At 40.8% G+C, this 18,538-nt stretch carries 12 protein-coding genes and 1 pseudogene; 9 read left to right on the top strand and 4 right to left on the bottom strand.

The window, feature by feature from the left end; genetic code table 11:
- Positions 1-342 precede the first annotated feature (342 nt).
- The gene (locus tag JQC92_RS05185) at positions 343-588 is read left to right on the top strand and encodes a hypothetical protein (protein WP_204998646.1); all 246 of its coding nucleotides are present in this window, start codon (positions 343-345) and stop codon (positions 586-588) included.
- Positions 589-878: 290 nt separating this feature from the next.
- Here JQC92_RS05185 and JQC92_RS05180 read toward each other — a convergent pair whose 3' ends face one another.
- Positions 879-1,835, bottom strand: a complete 957-nt coding sequence (locus JQC92_RS05180) for a hypothetical protein (RefSeq protein WP_204998645.1) — start codon at positions 1,833-1,835, stop codon at positions 879-881.
- 496 nt (positions 1,836-2,331) lie between these two features.
- Between JQC92_RS05180 and JQC92_RS05175 the strand changes: the two are divergent.
- Positions 2,332-2,561 (top strand): annotated as a pseudogene (locus JQC92_RS05175) (DUF6444 domain-containing protein); the annotation flags it as partial.
- Between the two features lie 88 nt (positions 2,562-2,649).
- On the opposite strand, the gene JQC92_RS05170 reads toward JQC92_RS05175, so the two are convergent.
- Complete coding sequence (locus JQC92_RS05170) at positions 2,650-4,638, bottom strand: ankyrin repeat domain-containing protein (protein ID WP_204998644.1); 1,989 nt, start codon at positions 4,636-4,638, stop codon at positions 2,650-2,652.
- A gap of 1,324 nt (positions 4,639-5,962) precedes the next feature.
- Here JQC92_RS05170 and JQC92_RS05165 point away from each other — a divergent pair.
- From JQC92_RS05165 to JQC92_RS05135, 7 genes are all read left to right on the top strand, one after another.
- Positions 5,963-6,400, top strand: coding sequence for a cupin domain-containing protein (locus JQC92_RS05165; RefSeq protein ID WP_204998643.1), 438 nt, complete (start codon positions 5,963-5,965; stop codon positions 6,398-6,400).
- An 894-nt stretch (positions 6,401-7,294) separates the two neighbouring features.
- Entirely contained in the window at positions 7,295-8,659 is a 1,365-nt protein-coding gene (mgtE, locus tag JQC92_RS05160; RefSeq protein WP_204998642.1) for a magnesium transporter, read from the top strand.
- Between the two features lie 92 nt (positions 8,660-8,751).
- Positions 8,752-9,663: a TolB family protein gene (locus JQC92_RS05155; RefSeq protein ID WP_204998641.1), complete on the top strand. Its 912-nt coding sequence runs from the start codon at positions 8,752-8,754 to the stop codon at positions 9,661-9,663.
- A 26-nt stretch (positions 9,664-9,689) separates the two neighbouring features.
- On the top strand, positions 9,690-12,863 hold the full coding sequence (locus JQC92_RS05150; RefSeq protein WP_239480389.1) for a glycoside hydrolase family 2 TIM barrel-domain containing protein: 3,174 nt from the start codon (positions 9,690-9,692) through the stop codon (positions 12,861-12,863).
- 3 nt (positions 12,864-12,866) lie between these two features.
- Entirely contained in the window at positions 12,867-14,327 is a 1,461-nt protein-coding gene (locus JQC92_RS05145; protein WP_204998640.1) for a solute:sodium symporter family transporter, read from the top strand.
- 145 nt (positions 14,328-14,472) lie between these two features.
- Positions 14,473-15,642 (top strand): galactokinase, encoded by a 1,170-nt coding sequence (gene galK, locus JQC92_RS05140; protein ID WP_204998639.1) that lies wholly within the window; start codon positions 14,473-14,475, stop codon positions 15,640-15,642.
- A gap of 11 nt (positions 15,643-15,653) precedes the next feature.
- Positions 15,654-16,694, top strand: coding sequence for an aldose epimerase family protein (locus JQC92_RS05135; RefSeq protein WP_204998638.1), 1,041 nt, complete (start codon positions 15,654-15,656; stop codon positions 16,692-16,694).
- Between the two features lie 76 nt (positions 16,695-16,770).
- Here the strand turns inward: JQC92_RS05135 and JQC92_RS05130 are convergent, their stop codons facing one another.
- Positions 16,771-17,187 (bottom strand): hypothetical protein, encoded by a 417-nt coding sequence (locus JQC92_RS05130; protein ID WP_204998637.1) that lies wholly within the window; start codon positions 17,185-17,187, stop codon positions 16,771-16,773.
- A 306-nt stretch (positions 17,188-17,493) separates the two neighbouring features.
- Positions 17,494-18,498 carry an NAD(P)H-quinone oxidoreductase gene (locus JQC92_RS05125; protein WP_204998636.1) on the bottom strand — a complete coding sequence of 335 codons (1,005 nt, stop codon included), beginning with the start codon at positions 18,496-18,498 and terminating at the stop codon, positions 17,494-17,496.
- Positions 18,499-18,538: the final 40 nt, after the last annotated feature.

The raw sequence follows: 18,538 nt of genomic DNA, 5'->3' as shown, positions 1-18,538 counted from the left end.
CAGGGAACTGAATATAAGGCTGAATTAATCCCAGCCAAGTAATGAGTTTAAACAACAAAATGCTCAATCGAAGATGAAAATCAGCCAGTAAAAACAGTTAAGCACTAAGAGCTTTGAGCTCGTCGTACAGGTTTGTTTACTGGTTCGCGTAAATATCAGAGAGCCTGAGTTCGCTACTCAACATTGAGCTCGTACATAAGTACGCATTTATTCATCGATTAATAACAGTTTGTTGTTGACACGTGGGGAGTCCACATAAGTGCTTATATTGCCTCAATTCACCTGACAGGGTTAAGGTATTGTCTACTCCTTCATGCGAAGAAGAACGATGAAACCGGTAAAGTGAGTGACGCAAGAAACCTGCTTAGTGACAGTCTGCGCAATTTGGATTTTGCTTGTAAATTATGGGGATTATTTAAGGCATTGATCAGCGATGCCATCTCAAGTATCACTTCATTATCGACTAGTGAAGGTGATCTGATATTGAATAAAATCAACGAAGAAGTCACTTCGTTTTTTAATCAAGTCATGCAAATGGATACTTTCACTTTACGACAAGAGGCTATTTTAGCTGGAAAGTATCCATAATTTCAGGTGAAAATGAACTCCGAAACTTGAGTTATTAATAAAAAATAAAGAGTCATTAAAGAAAAGAATATATACCCATGATACCTGAAGATGCTGAAATCGAGCATCTTCAGGTATCATGGGTATATACGTCTAACTCACTTTATGTATGACAAAAAAACGTCAACACAAATCATGACGGTTTTAGCGTTCTCAATCAGAGTAATCTAAGCTTTTAATGCTGTGACATCTGTTTTGTCAAGGTCTGCGCCTCTGCTTGACCTTCCATGCTCAGTGATAACTCTAACGTGTTAATGTTCGCTAAAATTATTTGGGGTAGCTAAGGGTAAGCAGCGCTTATTTAATGGCTTAACACTGTTTCTAAGGTCGTTGAACGCTTTTATTTGTGGCATTAAACTTTTTGCGTTTGTTTCTGTTAGTTCAGTAGGATTTATGACCTCCCCACCATCGGTTAAATCAGTGCCATAATTTATCGTACTGTTACCACATACAGTAATTACGGCATTATTAGCTACGTGCGCACCGATGAAGTTGTTATCTCTCCCATTATTAACGGCTATATCTGCATTTTCGGCCGCTGAACCATATAACAAATTAACGCCACCAGACAGGGTTATCTGAGCATCTTTTGCCGCTGATTCAAATACCTTAACCCAGCCACCAGACAGGGTCATCTGAGCCTCATTTGCCGCTGAACCAGCTAGCAAAGTAATGCTACCAGGCAGGGTCATAATATGAGCACCTTTTGCCGCTGAACCATATAACAAATTAACGCCACCATCAACGCCACCAGACAGGGTTATCTGAGCATCTTTTGCCGCTGAATCATGTATATAATTCCAGCCACGAGACACGGTTATCTGAGCCTCTTTTGCCGCTGAACCATATATATAATTCGTGCCACCAGACAGGGTCATCTGAGAATCTTTTGCCGCTGAATCATATACCAAATTAGTGCCACTAAATAGCCTTATATCCGCACAAAAACCCTCATGACCCGATAAATCTTGATTTTCTATTACTCTGTCCACAGGACATCCAGATGAATCACCGTAGCCAAAGCCATCAGCAACCCCTAAATTATATTGAGCCCCAGCATTTCCTTGATTGGTCGATTTTGTTAACGTTTTAACGGATTCAACATTAGAATCTGTTTTTTCGTTTGTATTTCCAGCTTGCACAAAACCGCACTGGCTCATCAATAACAGACCACTAATAGTGGTTTGTAGGATTCTCTTAAATGTCATCAGTTCCTCACTTCAGATAAATGCCAATCCCCGATATTATCAGACCATAAAACGTAACCTTTCACCAAGCTCCTCTTGTTTTTTTGTGAAACAAGTCACTTGACCTAGCATTGTTACTTGAACGATCTTTTTATGGTGTTTTATGTACACATGAAAAACAAAAAATGCTTCGAGAAAGATGCTCCACAACCTGCCAATTTGAAAGATGCTAATTTGCTGATTCAAGAGTTATGGCAAAAACTTCGGGAATACGAAGATAGGTTAAACCTAGAAAACTCAGTTGGGTACGTTTTCAAGCGCAGAAAAAATTATCGGTAGCAAGGCAGAACGTGCAGCAAGTAGTTAATCTACTTGCAAATGTTCTAACGTAGATAACGGCAATTTTAGCCAGCTTGTAAGCGTAGAGCGATTCACCCAATAGGTGGTAAAATTTAATCAGATTATTTTTTTACTTTCATAAGCTTAAAAAGTTATTTAGCGTTCAACTGAGTTTTTTAGGTTAAAGCCGTCTTCTCAGAATTCATCAAAATCTCCGTCATCAGATACACCTGAAGCTAAGGCCGATAGAAAAAAGCTCAAACGCCTCGTAGCAGAAATAAGGTGGGCGCTCAGCCAGGCCACACGGGGCACAGAAGACCTTTAGCTGAACTGTCGGATGATGACATTGTAATTGAGTGCAAGCCTCAGTCTTATTGCAGTGCTTGTCATCACTCGGTTAAGGTAAATAATAAAATCTTCGATACGCATTATAGTAACCTTTGCAACGATTATTAGAGCTAATCATTCTAAGGTATTAAGTTAGAACAAGAACACATCAAGACTCAATTATTTCCCATTCCTCTGGGTTAAAATTTCCAATGTTACCAATTAATAATTTTTTTACGTCTTCATGCTCCAATCGTGAGGCATATTCAAAGGCTGTCCGTCCCGCTTTGTCTTGAATATCCGCCTTAGCTCCAGCGCTCAAAAGTAGTCTGACAATCTCGGTATACCCGCTTGCTGAGGCACATTCAATGGCTGTCCATCCCTCTTCATCTTGAATATCCGTCTGAGCCTTAGCGCCCAAAAGTAGGTTGACAATCTCGGTATGCCCGAATTGTGAGGCAGATTTAAGGGCTGTCCATCCCGCGTTGTCTTGAATATCCACCTTAGCTCCAGCGTCCAAAAGTAGTTTGACAATCTCGGTATGCCCGTTGTGTGAGGCACGTTCAAGGGCTGTCCATCCCTCTTTATCTTGAGTATCCACCTGTGCTCCAGCGTCCAAAAGTAGTTTGACAACCTCGGCATGCCCGTATCGTGAGGCAGCTTTAAGGGCTGTCCATCCCTCTTCATCTTGAGTATCCGTCTGAGCCTTAGCATTCAAAAGTAGTTCGACAATCTCGGTATGCCCGTTTAGTGAGGCACGTTCAAGGGCTGTCCATCCCGCTTTGTCTTGAATATCCGTCTGAGCCTTAGCATTCAAAAGTAGTTTGACAATCTCGGTATCCCCTTTGTTTGAGGCACGTTCAAGGGCTGTCCACCCCTCTTTATCTTGAATATCCGTCTGAGCCTTAGCGCTCAAAAGTAGTTCGACAATCTTGGTATGCCCGTTTAATGAGGCACATTCAAGGGCTGTCCATTCCTCTTCATCTTGAATATCCGTCTGAGCCTTAGCGCTCAAAAGTAGTTCGACAATCTTGGTATGCCCGTGTCGTGAGGCACATTCAAGGGCTGTCCATTCCTCTTCATCTTGAATATCCACCTGAGCCCCAGCGTTCAAAAGTAGTTTGACAACCTCGGCATGCCCGTATCGTGAGGCAGCTTTAAGGGCTGTCCATCCCGCTTTATCTTGAATATCCACCTTAGCCCCAGCGCTCAAAAGTTGTTCGACAATCTTGGTATGCCCTTGTCGTGAGGCACGTTCAATGGCTGTCCATCCCGCTTTGTCTTGAATATCCACCTTAGCCCCAGCGCCAAGAAGTAGTTCGACAATCTTGGTATGCCCGTTTAGTGAGGCACATTCAAGGGCTGTCCATTCCTCATTATTTTGAATATCCGTCTGAGCCTTAGCGCTCAAAAGTAGTTCGACAATCTCGGTATGCCCGTTTAGTGAGGCACATTGAAGGGCTGTCCATTCCTCTTTATCTTGAATATCCGTCTGAGCCTTAGCTCTCAAAAGTAGTTTGACAATCTGGGTATGCCCGTGTCGTGAGGCAGATTTAAGGGCTGTCCATCCATCTTCATCTTGAATATCCACCTTAGCCCCAGCGTTCAAAAGTAGTTCGACAATCTCGGTTTGCCCGTTTAGTGAGGCACATTCAAGGGCTGTCCATCCGTTCTCATCCTTTTTATATAAATTAACCCCATTTTTTAAAAGACCAATTACCGCATCTTTATTCCCTCCTCGGCAAGCGGAAAATAAATCAGCACTACTTCTATTTAGGCATGTTTCATATTCAGCAGCTTTTCTTGTAATTTCACCTTTTTTTTCACCTTTTTTTAGTTTCTCTGCAGGTTGAAACTTATACTGATCATCCTTAATTAACACATTAAACACCTTTTCTATTCGTGCGGGGGAATTTTCATCTTTGAGTACAAGCCTGATTGCTTGCGATTTATGTGCGGCCATAGCTATGGTTGTAACGATAGATGATGGTGAGTCAGTGTCTAAATACATGACATCACCTCCTTCTACAATTACCTCCTTAACAGAATACTCTTTTCCAATTGCAGTAACTTTCTTACATTCTAATGCATCACCGCTATCGCATAATGGAGGTTGCACCAATGAAATCTCACAGCTTTCACCTTTAAATGTAGACATAGACGTAGACATAGACGTAGACATAGAATCTCCAACCTTTATTACTGTAAAACATTTAATTAATTAATTAGAGGCTGTTGATATTTGTTCAATAATTCAGACATTCAAAACCCACCCTTTTTCTTAAATCTCAGAGCAAGATGACATTGACATATATACCCATGATACCTGAATATGCTCGATTTCAGCGAGAATGCACAGGTTGTTAATCAAGGCGACAGTGTGCGGTAATAGCAGTCAATTGTTAGCACTGGCAACACAGAGTAACAAGCTGTGTAACTCGCACTGCATGGTTCTCTCAGCACAAATTACTTTTTGTTACATTGGCTCCAAAGAATCCCGATATTCCTTCACCAATGCGCCTCAAATAATTTGCGTTGAGAAAGTCCTGAAACATGCATCTTCAGGTATCATGGGTATACAACCTCTAATAAAAAAATACCCAAGGTTATAAAATATTCTTTTACACCCTAAAATAAAAACAAATTATATTTCATCTCTAATCGCCCAATGACAGCTGTATAGATTATGGGATTATCTGTGTACGTCTCCGACGATATGTATTGATAGTGAAGTGAGGTATCTATGAACGATAATCCCACTACATAAGATAAGTACCTCAGGAAAACACCAATCCCCGAGATTATCAGGCCATTAAAGGCCCGCTCAGAAATGTCCTCACATTTAAATGAAATGCTCAAATGAGGCATCAAATATTACCGCTTAAAATCAGCATTTAGATCCAAGTAAAAACCATAACAGCAAAAGTGAAAGGCACAATCAAGAGCCTCTTTGCTCGCCGCAGCCGCACTATGCTTGGCAAGGCAGGTACTTACACCAGCAAAGCAGCAAACATCAGGCCAACATCAACAGCTCATAATGTAATGTAATTGACTGTAACCCTTGGTGCATAAGGCTTGTAGTAAATCTAACGCTTGCAGTAGTGGCCTGTTTAGGGCTATATTAGTTGGGCAGTACAGGCAGAGGTGCCGATGATTGCCCAGCTTTGCAAAAAACAGATAAATTTATCGGGTTAGATATTGGTTTCTGTAGTCGGGTAATAAAGGTTCATCCTCTATGACTCTGTAGACCTGATTAGTACGTTGAAACTTTAGGTATCGAAAGCCTAAAGTTTAATACTGATTCACTCTTAAAGGCATTTTTTTAAGAAAATTAAGTAATAAAGGTCATACCGAACGAAACACTCTTATGGACAAATGCTTGCTGCAATTTGTTTAAAATTAATACTTATTTATGTGCCCTATACTATTTTTATATGGAACGCAAGAGCAATTCGCTTAAGTACCCCTATAAGGATAGTAAGATGCAATCAAAAATTCTGGACATAAAAAATTATAATGTAGAGCTACAAACAAATGCTGCTGATACAACTACAGATGTAATTCAGTCTGTTATGTCTGAAGCCGGTGAGTATGGTTTTGTAGTTTTTAAACTTGATGAAAACCGCAAACAAAAGCCACACTTCCATACCTATGGTGATATTGATATATTCATGGTGGTAGAAGGTTCTGGTATTTTACATTTAGCAGAAGTCAAAGATGATCAAATTGTTTCAGGCTCTAATGAGTCTCTTCAGTTAAAACAAGGAGATATATACTCTGTAAAGCCATATTTTTTACATAGCATAGAAACTAAAAATGAACCTATTGTGATTGCGAATATTGCACCTCTTGCTCACAGTGATTTAAAAGAGGGAAGAAAGAATCAAATTGCCGTTGATCTTTTTTTCACGAAAAACTAGGCTCTAAAGCATCCAAATAGAGTTATTTATCTTATCATGTGCCAGTCAAACCAACTGGCACATTACAGTTTAATTATGTTCAGTTGTCATACAGATATTATTGTAAATGCAAGTTAACCACTGTGTATTAATCACTGTATGTTTCTTAATTACTTAAAAAACACCTCCCATCTTATCTATTGTTTTATCGAAGATAGTTATGAAAGCAATGGCTCAAAACCATTTTGGGGCAAAAGTTGGTTAAGAAAGTGCTTCGCACTTTAAAACGTCGCGGGCTTTCCACCCACACCCGAGCAAAGAGGAAACGCAGTAACGACAGTTTTGTATGTCGGTAATTCTCCAGCAAATCCCTTCTTGCATCCTCCCCCATGCCGCCCCACAAAGTTAAACGTTATTCCTCTTATGATAAAAAATACCTAACGTTTCCGATGGTGCATCCATACACCTCGTAACCTAGTGCAGCATCCATGCTGCACTTACTCTATTTTTCACCAACGAAGAATTACAACTTTGTCATGGGGAACATTGTAGCCTGCAAGGTTTCAGTTTTTTTCTAAAAGCTCTTACTTTATTAGATTGATATACTGTTTAATGGCTGATGCTCCCATCGAAGCTGTTGAAGATATTATTGAATGCAAAATGGCGTGGGCGAGACAGGACGTCGAGCTAAGCTCTGGGGTACAGGTCGTTCTCGCACATCCATGTGCTTCACGACATTCAGGCGTCCTGCCTATCAGATGTACCATCAGAGCTGTTAGTCATTTATTCAATCATATCTGAAATCGAGCATCTTCAGGTATGGGTATATACCTCGGATCTGGATCCCTTACCTCTGAAAAAAATCCCTAAATCCGCTACCCTTATTGCAATACATCATCTTGAGTTGGAGCCGCTATGCCATTAGAAATGTTGGATAATGAGCAAGCTGAACAACGTTTAATTCAATTAAACCATGCGTTGAATAGCGGGATGTTCGTGCATGTGCGCCAAATGATGTGTGATATGTCGCCATCAGATATTGCTCTTGTGCTTGAGTCTTCACCGCCTCAAACTCGTGAAGTGCTGTGGCAGCTGATTGATCCGCAACATACAGGTGAAGTGCTGGATGAACTGGGTGAAGAACTCAAAGACAGCTTTATTATGGAGATGTCTCCTGAGCGATTAGCAGTTATCGCTAAAGGTATGGATACCGACGATCTCGCATATGTACTAAGAAGCTTGCCTGACAGTCTGTATCAGCAAATTTTACAATCCATGACCAGTCAAGATAGGTTGCGCATCGAACAAGCCTTGTCTTATCCCGAAGATACGGCTGGCAGTATCATGAATACCGATAGCGTCACTATTCGTCCAGATGTGAATATCGATGTGATCCTGCGCTATCTAAGAGGTCGTGGTAGTTTACCTGATGCAACAGACCAATTATTTGTTGTTGATCGACGGGATAAATTTCTAGGTTCAATTTCGTTATCCCGCTTACTTACTTCAAGCCCGAATTCATCAGTGAAAGAAGTGATGAACACCGACATTGAAGGTATTCCTGTACTGATGGATGATGCCGACGTAGCGCAACTGTTTGAACGTCATGATCTTGTTTCTGCGCCTGTTATTGCTGATGACGGTAAATTACTTGGCCGTATCACCATTGATGATGTGGTTGATGTGATCCGTGAAGGTGCTGAACACTCGATGATGGGAATGGCGGGTCTAGAAGACGATGCAGATACTTTCGGACCCGTACTCAAAAGTTCAGTGCGACGCTCACTGTGGCTTATTATCAATCTGTTGTCTGCATTTTTAGCCGCTTCTGTGAGTAATTTATTTGAGGGAACGATTGAGCATATTGCAACGCTCGCAATTTTAATGACTATTGTACCGAGTATGGGCGGCGTTGCAGGTAATCAAACCCTAGCATTGGTGATTCGTGGTATTGCCTTGGGGCATATTGGGCAATTTAACACTCGTTGGTTAATCACCAAAGAGTTGGCCATTGGTTTTTTAAATGGACTGCTCTGGGCGACCATGGTGTTCATCGCTGTGTGGATTTGGAAGCACGATGTTGTGTTAAGCAGTTTAATTGCTTGCGCCATGCTGATTAACCTGACCATTGCCGGTTTAGCTGGAGCCGCCATCCCAATTGTTCTTAAAAAGATGAACATTGACCCAGCTTTAGCAGGAGGAATGTTACTCACGACAGTAACAGATGTTGTTGGTTTATTTGCGTTCTTAGGTTTAGCAACCTTGGTGTTATTGCATTAATTTTAGATGAAGTTTAATTTAATTAAGATTGTATACAATCTTCTAGTTATTCGGTAATGTGTAATAAAATTGTTAACAAAAAGAATAACAAGATGAAACGATTACTGACTTTACTTTCAATTAGCTTGCTTTCAAATTGTGCGATTGCTGGCGGTTATGATATTCAACTTTACCCTTTACATTTCGACGAAGCAAAACAAAAATGGTCGATCGGTAAAGGGAAATCCATTACAGAACGTGATGGTTATGATAACCAAGCTAGCTTTACTCGTAATAGTAAAAGCGTTGTTTTTGTTTCAGATCGTAAAGGTCAGTTCAATGATATTTACCGCTACGACATTAACACAGGAAAAATCACACAATTAACCGATACCCCGAACGAAAGCGAATTTTCACCAACAGATACTGAAAATGGGCTTGAATATGTCGTTGAGCAAGGCGTTCCGCATCAAAGTGTGTGGTATCAGCAAGGTAATAAACCTCGAACTCGTGCCATCAATAGCATGATCCCAACGGGTTACTATGCCACCAACCCTGAATTGGGTACTTTAATGTGGGCTCGTTACGCTTACAGTTTGTATTTTGAACCAAAAGGCGAAAGTGCCAACGAAGGCCATTTTGTTGCTTCTAATGTAGGAAGAAGCCTGCATGTGATCCCTAATACACTAACATTTAGCTATTTGCATAAGTTGATGGATGGTAACCGGATTGTCAAAAGTTTTAATCCAGCCTCTAAACAACACCAAGCTTTGGTCAGTTTGGGTACAGGCAGCGAAGACTATGCTTGGGGCGGTTTGAAAGCCAGTGGTTTATCATGGATTTTTAATGTAGAAAACGGCAAGTTACGTGCTTGGCCATATGAGCAAAATGGTAATGACTTTTCAAAGACTTCTTGGACACCAGTAGCTGATTTAATTCCTCCAACTCCGCAGCATCAAACGGCCAACCGAATTGCTATCAGTCCAGATAATCGTTTCATGACGATTATATGGAGCCGAAACTAATTTCAACAACATAAGAGAAGCGTATCATGGGTAGATTTAAATCAATCATCTCTAATACCTTGTATGTTGTTGGTATTACTTTTACTGCAGATGCCATGGCTAATGAACCATGGCGAGATCATACTATTTTTGAGGAAAATAAATTAGCACCGCATGCGAGTTTTTTTCCTCACTCGTCTAAAGCCAAAGCCATACTCGATGATGAGCGTCAGAGTAGTAATTACTTCAGTTTAAATGGCTTTTGGCAATTTCATTTTGCTGAAAATCCACAATCTGCGCCGCAGCAAATTTCGGCGGAAGCATTACCTAATGTGAAATGGAGCCACATCCAAGTTCCTGGTAATTGGGAATCACAAGGCTATGGAAATGCCATATACCTAGATGAACGTTATCCTTTTAGCACTCAGTGGCCTGATGTACCCACTGATTACAACCCGACAGGAAGTTATCGAAAGCAGGTTCAACTCCCTGAGGCCTGGAAAAACAAACAAATCTTCTTTCATTTAGGTGCAGCACGCTCTGCTTTTAGTCTTTTTATCAACGGTGAAAAAGTAGGGTATAGCCAAGGAGCTAAGACACCTGCCGAATTTGACGTTACTGAGTATCTGCGAGATGGAACCAATACCATTGGAATGAAGATCATTCGATGGAGTGATGCGAGCTATCTTGAAAGCCAAGATATGCTCAGAGTGTCAGGTATTGAGCGAGACGTTTATTTGTATGCGACTGAAAAACAGCGTATTCAAGATATCGAAGTTAATCAACAATTAACGAATGATTTAAAGCGAGCTCAAACTCAAGTCACACTTCAGCTAGCTAATCATGACTCAGAAACCCCAGTTACTGCTGAGGTGGAGTTACTCTCACCAACAGGTAAGTCTCATTCGTTATCTAGAAACATTGATTTAGACGATCAGCAAAGTGTGACATTTGATTTTGTGATTGAGCAACCTCAACTCTGGAGTGCCGAAACGCCTACTCTATACCAAGTCATTGCGACGCTTTATGATGAAAATGGCGAAATATTGCAAGCCAGTCGTCAACCCTTGGGTTTGAGAAAGGTTGCAATCAATAATGGTCAACTTACTGTTAATAATAAAGCGATTACTATCCGAGGGGTTGATCGCCATGAAACGGATCCAGTCACAACCCATGTCCTAAGTCGTCAGCGAATGGAGCAAGATATTCGCTTGATGAAACAAAATAATATTAATGCTGTACGTTCTAGTCATTATCCAAATGATTCATATTGGCTGAAGTTGACGGACAAATATGGCTTATATGTAGTTGATGAAGCCAACATTGAATCTCATCCGTTAGCGATTTCAGAAAAAACACAGATTGGTAATGAGTTGAGTTGGCTTCCAGCACACCAAGTGCGTGTTGAGCGCATGATAGAGAGAGATAAAAACCATCCGTCAGTGATAATTTGGTCGCTCGGAAACGAAGCTGGTGAAGGACGCATATTTGAGTCTTTATCGAATTGGATTAAGCAGCGTGACCCTTCAAGGCCAGTGCAATATGAACCTGCAGAGCATAAAACGTATGTTGATATTTATGCACCGATGTATCCATCAATTCAAAAAATCGAAAACTACGCAAAATCGAATCCGACTAAACCGTTAATTATGATTGAGTATGCTCATGCGATGGGGAACTCAGTTGGAAATTTACAAGATTACTGGGATGTCATTGAGCGATATCCGAGTTTGCAAGGTGGCTTTATTTGGGACTGGGTTGATCAATCTTTGTCTTATACCAATTCTAATGGTCAAAAATTTTGGGCCTATGGTAAAGATTACCACCCAGAAATGCCGACTGATGGTAACTTCCTAAATAATGGCTTAGTGGATCCTGATCGCAATCCACACCCACACTTGTCAGAAGTGAAGAAGGTTTATCAGCCCTTTACCTTCTCTAATTTTAATGTTTATGGTGATGCCGTCAGTGTTGAGTTATTAAATAAACACGATTTTATCAGTACAAATGGTTTCAGTTTATCTTGGTCATTACAGCAAGATGGCAAAGTGATACAAAAAGGACGCTTACCTTTACCACAGCTTATGCCAAAAGAGTCGGGTTTAATCTCATTGCCACTGAATTACGAGGTTCAACCAGAGTTTGAGTACCATCTGCTATTCGAAATTCAAATGGATAAGCCTCACCCTTTAATACCTACAGGGCATCTCATAGCTTTTGAGCAATTTCAAATTCAAGCTGTCACTCCGGCACGTAATAAAGCCGTAGAGCATCAACTTACTCAATACGATGCATTTTGGCAGTTAAAAGCCAATGACAATCAATATCGCATTTCAAAAGAGCACGGATGGTTAGAGCAAGTGCTGGCCAACAATCAGCCGATGCTGCAATTGCCCTTGGAAGCGAATTTTTGGCGACCACCGACAGATAATGATCTTGGCAACGATATGCCTAAATGGGCTAAACCCTGGCAAGACGCTGCTGGAGAGTTGCAGTTAGACGATATTGAGCGACAAGGTAAACAGTTGTTAGTGACCCATAAACACTCAACGATGGGGTTTACATTGGTCACACGTTATCAAATTGGTAGCGAGCAAGATTTAGTGATTACGACCGAATTTAAACCATCGGATAAAGCACTACCCGACTTGCCTAAGTTTGGTTTCAGAACTCAATTGCCGTTTAAATATCGCTTTATGCATTATTTCGGTCGTGGCCCTGAAGAAACCTACGCCGACAGAAAAACAGGTAATGCGCTTGGGTGGTACTCCTTACCTGTTGAGAAAGCATTTCATCGATATTCCCGTCCACAAGAGACAGGACAAAAAAGCGACGTGCGTTATGCCGCTGTCGTAGATAAAAATGGTGTTGGTTTACTTGCCACTGCCTCAACAACATTACAAACCAGTTTTTGGCCATTTGCTCTGAGTGATATTGATTTCAGAACGGGTGATGCACAAGATTCGGCATCAGGTTTGGTGCCAGTAACTCAAAATCATGGTGGCGAGATTTCGCTACGAGATTTTGTAACGTGGAACATTGACGCCAAACAAATGGGAGTAGGTGGTGACACTTCATGGGGGCGTCCTGTTCATAAACCTTATCGTATAGAGTCAAAGACAATGCGATTCAGCTTCAGTTTACTCCCTATTTCTGCGGGTAGTGATATTCAACGTATTGCTCGCAGTGTGGGTCAGTCAGAAGCTTTGGTACAGGATTAAATCATGGATACAGTGATTCAATTATCAATTTTCATTTTATTAACAGCTTTAGTTGCCATTGTTACTTACGTTAAATGTAAGCATGCTCCCAGAAGTAAGAGTGATAGCAAAGAGTATTTTCTTGCAGGTGGAGGTCTAAGCTGGGTGTTTATTGCTGGCTCATTAGTGATGACCAATATCAGTGCCGAACAGATAGTGGGAATGAATGGCGCTCAAACCTTGCTTGTTGCATGGTGGGAGATCGGTGCAGCTATAGGCATCATTATATTGGCCAAATGGCTCATCCCAATTTATTACAAGTACAACTGTACCACGACCACAGAGTTACTTGAGCGAAAGTACAATGACAAAGGCATTCGTGCCATGGTTTCTGTATTTTTTATGCTCGGATATGCATTTATTTTGCTACCCGTTGTGCTCTATACCGGCTCACTGTTTATGAAGTCGATGTTTGATGTTCAGTTGCCTGTGATTATGATTGCAGCCTTATTTGCTGTTGTTGGCGCAGTGTATGCTATTTTTGGTGGTTTAAGGGCTATTGCGATTTCCGACACTTATAATGGGTTCGGGCTGCTGATCATGGGAGCCATCGTTTCTTATCTTGCTATGAATGCGATTAATTGGGATTTTTCCGGTATTCCAGCCGATCACTTGACCCTAATTGGAGATAATAAATCTGATATTCCTTGGCATACACTATTTACTGGTATGATCTTCATTCAAATCTTCTATTGGGGAACCAATATGGTGATTACTCAGCGTGCGTTAGCTGCAGATTCAGTTGAAGAAGCACAAAAAGGGTTATATGCCGCTGTATTTGCGAAGCTACTCACTCCATTAATCGTCGTTTTACCCGGAATTGTTGCGCTAAAACTGTATGGGGATGTTGGTGATGTTGCCTATGGTAGGCTTGTTGGTGATTTATTACCTCATTGGATGTCTGGGGCATTTGCTGCTGTGATTGCTGGTGCCGTGTTGAGTTCGTTTAATTCATGCTTAAATTCAGCGGCTGCACTGTACACTTGCGATATTCACAAAAACTACATTAATCCTAATGCCGATGTGAAAAAGATAGCAACCCGTGTGGCACTTTTTTTCACTGTCGTTTCCCTTTCTCTTGTCCCTGTTTTTGCTAACTCTGACAGTATCATTGCATTGCTTCAACAATTAAATGGCTTATATTCTATGCCTGTTCTGGCAGCATTTATTTGTGCATTAGCCTTTAAAAACGTTCACGCAACTGCAATTAAAGTGGGCTTGATTTTTGGTGTGACTGTTTATGCGATATTCACATTCGTTTGGAGTCCATTGCATTACATTCACCTAATGGCGATTACATTATTAGTTACCGTCCTGTTTACGCTCATGTTAAGCCGCTTTTTAGGTGGGCAAAAGACCGTCTTAAAAGTCGATGATGAGTCACCGTCGACTGCTTACACTAAGGTGTCTGTTACAAACGCTTAAACAATTCCATTAAACGCTCTATCTCCTTGTATGGAGCGTTTTTTATTCCGTTAAAACTTCCAAACAACATTCAGTTACAAATTTATTTCAGACGTGATATAACTCACAGATACCTTCAAAAAAGTGTGTGGAAGTTGTATCAAATATGTCGAGCCCGGCCCAACGAGCAAAAAAACTATTTATAAGAACCTTTGGAACTAATGCTGACGATTGTTATCAAGCACCTGGCCGTATTAATTTAATGGGGGAACATACTGATTATAACGAAGGCTTTGTTTTACCTGCAGCCATAAACTTTCATGTCGTTATAGCAGCCAAGAAACGTGACGATGGTTTATTTAGAGCGGTAACAGATATCTTTCCTGATGAATTTATTGAATGGCAATTTGGTCTTGAAAATGAAGTAAATGATGACTCAGACACCCTTAGTCATTGGAGTCAGTATCTCAAAGGGTTTACCGCAACATTAGCTCAGTCAGGGTTATCAATTTCGGGTATGGACGTCGCCATAGTGAGTGATGTTCCAGTTGAGCAGGGGTTTTCGTCGTCTTCAGCTTTGGAAATTGCTTTTGGTACAGCCATTAACGACTTACACCAATTACATTTGTCACCACTCGCCGTTGCTCAACTGGCACAGCGAGGGGAATTTCACCATATGAAACTGACTTGTGGCATTAAAGACCATATGATCAGTGCCTTAGCTGAGGAAGAACAAGCGGTATTAATTGACTGCTTAGATTTAGATTATGATTCTATTTCATTACCTAAAGAATTAAGTTTAATCATTGTCCACTCTGGTAAATATGCTGAGGATATTCAACATAAATATCAAACGAGAAAGTCTGAGTGTCTAGAAGTCGCGGAGCATTTTGGGTTGGATAGCTTACGTCATGTTGAGTTATTCCAATTGGAGCGTGAAAAAAGCAATCTAGATGAGTCACTCTATAAACGTGCGCGACACGTTATTTCAGAAAATCGTAGAACACAACAAGCTGCTCGAGCATTAGAGATGAACAATACTCGAAGATTAAGTCAACTAATGGCAGATTCTCATCGCTCACTTAAAGATGATTTTGAGATCAGCCTGCCTGAGATTGATTTGTTGGTCGATATTATTAATAACGAAATTGGTGACCGAGGTGGTGTTCGTTTAACGGGAAGCGGTTTTGGTGGCAGTGTGGTGGCATTGGTTGAGCATGAGTTGACCGATGATGTTGTATTAGCCGTTGAACAAGAATATTACAAAAAGACAGGCATAGAAGCACAAGTATATTTATGCAGTGCGACCAGAGGTGCTTGTCGCATTGATGATTAGGGAATAGATCTATGGTCACCATTAAAGTATTAGAGCCTTGGAGCGACCCTCGTGGTGGTGAAATCGATAGGGTGAGAATTGATAATGGCATTATTGCCATGGAAGTGCTGAGCCTAGGCGGTATCATCAAAAGCTTATGGGTAGCAGGTAAAAGTGGGGATCGCCAAAATATCGTTTTAGGATGTGACTCTGCACAAGGCTACTTAGAGCAAAATGCGCATCTAGGTGCTATTGCTGGTCGTTTTGCCAATCGAATCGCAAACGGTGTTATTTCAAAAGACGGTGAGCGTTATCAGCTCGATATTAATCATACTGATCTTTGTCTTCATGGTGGTAGTGAAGGATTTAACCGTAAAAACTGGCAAATGGGCAGCTTACCTGATGGGGTTCGTTTGACGTTGCACAGTCCTGATGGTGATATGGGGTTTCCAGGTAATTGTCACGTACAATTAGATTACCGACTTGTGGGCAATAACCTCTTTGTTGAGGTGCAAGCTGATACTGATAAAGCGTGTCCGATTAATTTAACCCAGCACAGTTATTTCAACCTTGATGGCTCTAAATCTGTTTTAGAGCATGAATTACAAACGGATTGCGAGCAGTATTTAGCGACAGACGAAAACAGTATTCCTACGTCGAAAGCGAGCGTTTGTAATACCGTATTAGATTTTCGCCAACCTAAAGTTTTGTCTGATGTGGTGTTAGATAACGCATTGAGACAAACTCAAGGCGTCGACCATTGCTATTTAATGACTCCAAATGAAGGTCGTGAATTACAACGGTTCGGTCAGATTGTCAGTCAAAAAGCTGGGCTTTCGATGACCTTGTATACCAATCAACCTGGGGTTCAGGTGTATACATCAAACTTTTTGGCAGGAACGATAGGCAAGAAAAATCAATCGTTAAAACAGCATCAAGCTGTGTGTCTAGAACCACAATTGTTGCCTGACTCTCCTAATCAATCAGAATTATTAGGCAAAGGGTGGACTGAGCCAGATGAGATTTATCATCATATCAGTCGTTACCAATTTGATGCTCAACGTTCAGAATGAAGTGATTTACCTTTTTTAATAAAAAGTGGCGCAACATACCGTGCCACTTTATGGGTCGCTTTTTGATTAATGACAATTATTCTTCATATCCGTCATTATTCCATTCGTCTTGTTCGTAATCTACTTCGTCAGACTCTTCATCTTCCACAAAGTCTTCTTCTATGGTTTTCTTTGGGCTTGCCACTGCCTTCTCTGGCATGGAAGCAACTTCTTCAGTTAGCTCTAGATGATCTTTTTGAACATTAAGAAATTCTATACGTGCGTCTTTCCATGCGGCAGCATAGTTTTTCTGTGCCTGTTTGAGACTGGTATCATCAAGATCATAGAGGTTAGATTCAACGATATCTTTGACATACTCAATAATGGCGTGTCGGTTGGAGTTGTATAAATAGATTCTTCCGGGAGTCGCTTCCGGTAATGCTTGATCGTGAATTACAATGCTGTTTCCTCTGGAGGTGCGTAATTCACCATACCAAACTTTTAGTTTCGTCATGCTGTTCATATATGCCAATGCCCTTCATTTCAATTTCCAGCTCAAAAGCGGAAATATCACATATACAATTCAGAACTTACCCGTTTCATTGGGTCAGTTAATTTCCAGTAAAGTTCAATATTAAATTCTGATTTATAATTGAGCCAAAGCCTATAACATCAGTACTTCGCTCTAAATCATATTTACGACTTTAGCCGATTTTTTTTGTGCTTCAAGTTTTTTTTATTAAGTTTAATGTTAATTTAATTTTAACGTTTCGCTTAATAAACCAGCAGTTTGAGTAATCTATAAGGGGAAGATTACGTTTCAATGACAATGAGTTAAATCGAGAACAACCTTACCGACATGGTGACCTTTTTCTATTAATTCATGGGCTTTTGGCGCATCTTCTAAAAGAAAAATTTTATGGATAAAAGGTGTTAATTCTCCCGCTTCAATAAGCGGTATCACCTGTGATTTTAATTGAATCGCTATCTCTGCTTTTGCTTCGTCAGATTGAGGTCGTAAAGTGGAACCCGTCCATACGATTCTTTTCGCCATCAGTCGGAATACATCAACGTGAGCTTTCGCACCTCTTTTTAATGCAACGGTAACCATTCGACCATCCATTTTTAAAAGCTTCAAGTTCAGATTTACAAAGTCACCTGCGGCCATATCGAATACAACGTCGATCCCTTGAGGTGCAGACTCTTTAAGTCGTGATTCAAGTTCTGTATTGTGATAATCAAAAGCGTCATCAGCACCAAGTTGTTTGCAATGATGGCATTTTTCTGCAGAGCCAGCCGTTACAATGACGTGTGCACCAAATGCTTTCGCAAGTTTAATTGCGGTATTACCTAGCCCTCCAGAAGCGCCATGGATGAGAACAGTTTCTCCACTTTTAAGCCCGCCTCTGATAAATAAATTTCCCCAAACTGTAAATAAAGTTTCGGGTAACGCGGCCGCTATAAAGTAATCAATTGAATTTGGCATAGGTAAGCAATGATCTTGATGTGCGATGGCATAGTGGCCATAACCGCCTCCAGGAACGAGCGCACAAACCTTATCGCCAATAGACAATGAAGTGACATCATTGCCTTTGGCAACAATTTCGCCTGAAACTTCAAGGCCTAAAATAGGTGAAGCGCCTTTAGGAGCTGGGTATACACCTTGACGCTGAGCAATATCAGGACCATTGACTCCTGCTGCTTTGACTTTAATTAATACTTGTTGGTCATTAGGGGTTGGCATCGGAGAGCTGGTCAAAGTCATCGATTCAATCGTACCCGTAGAATCGTATTGGATGTGTTGATTTGAAGATGGCAATGTCATAAGGCATTTTTTACTTAGAATTTTGAATGATTGTAGCTGA

This window comes from Parashewanella hymeniacidonis (assembly GCF_016900895.1).
GTDB classification, from domain to species: domain Bacteria; phylum Pseudomonadota; class Gammaproteobacteria; order Enterobacterales; family Shewanellaceae; genus Parashewanella; species Parashewanella hymeniacidonis.
Note: the sequence above shows the minus strand (reverse complement) of the source record. Positions and strands in the feature narration are given on the sequence as shown.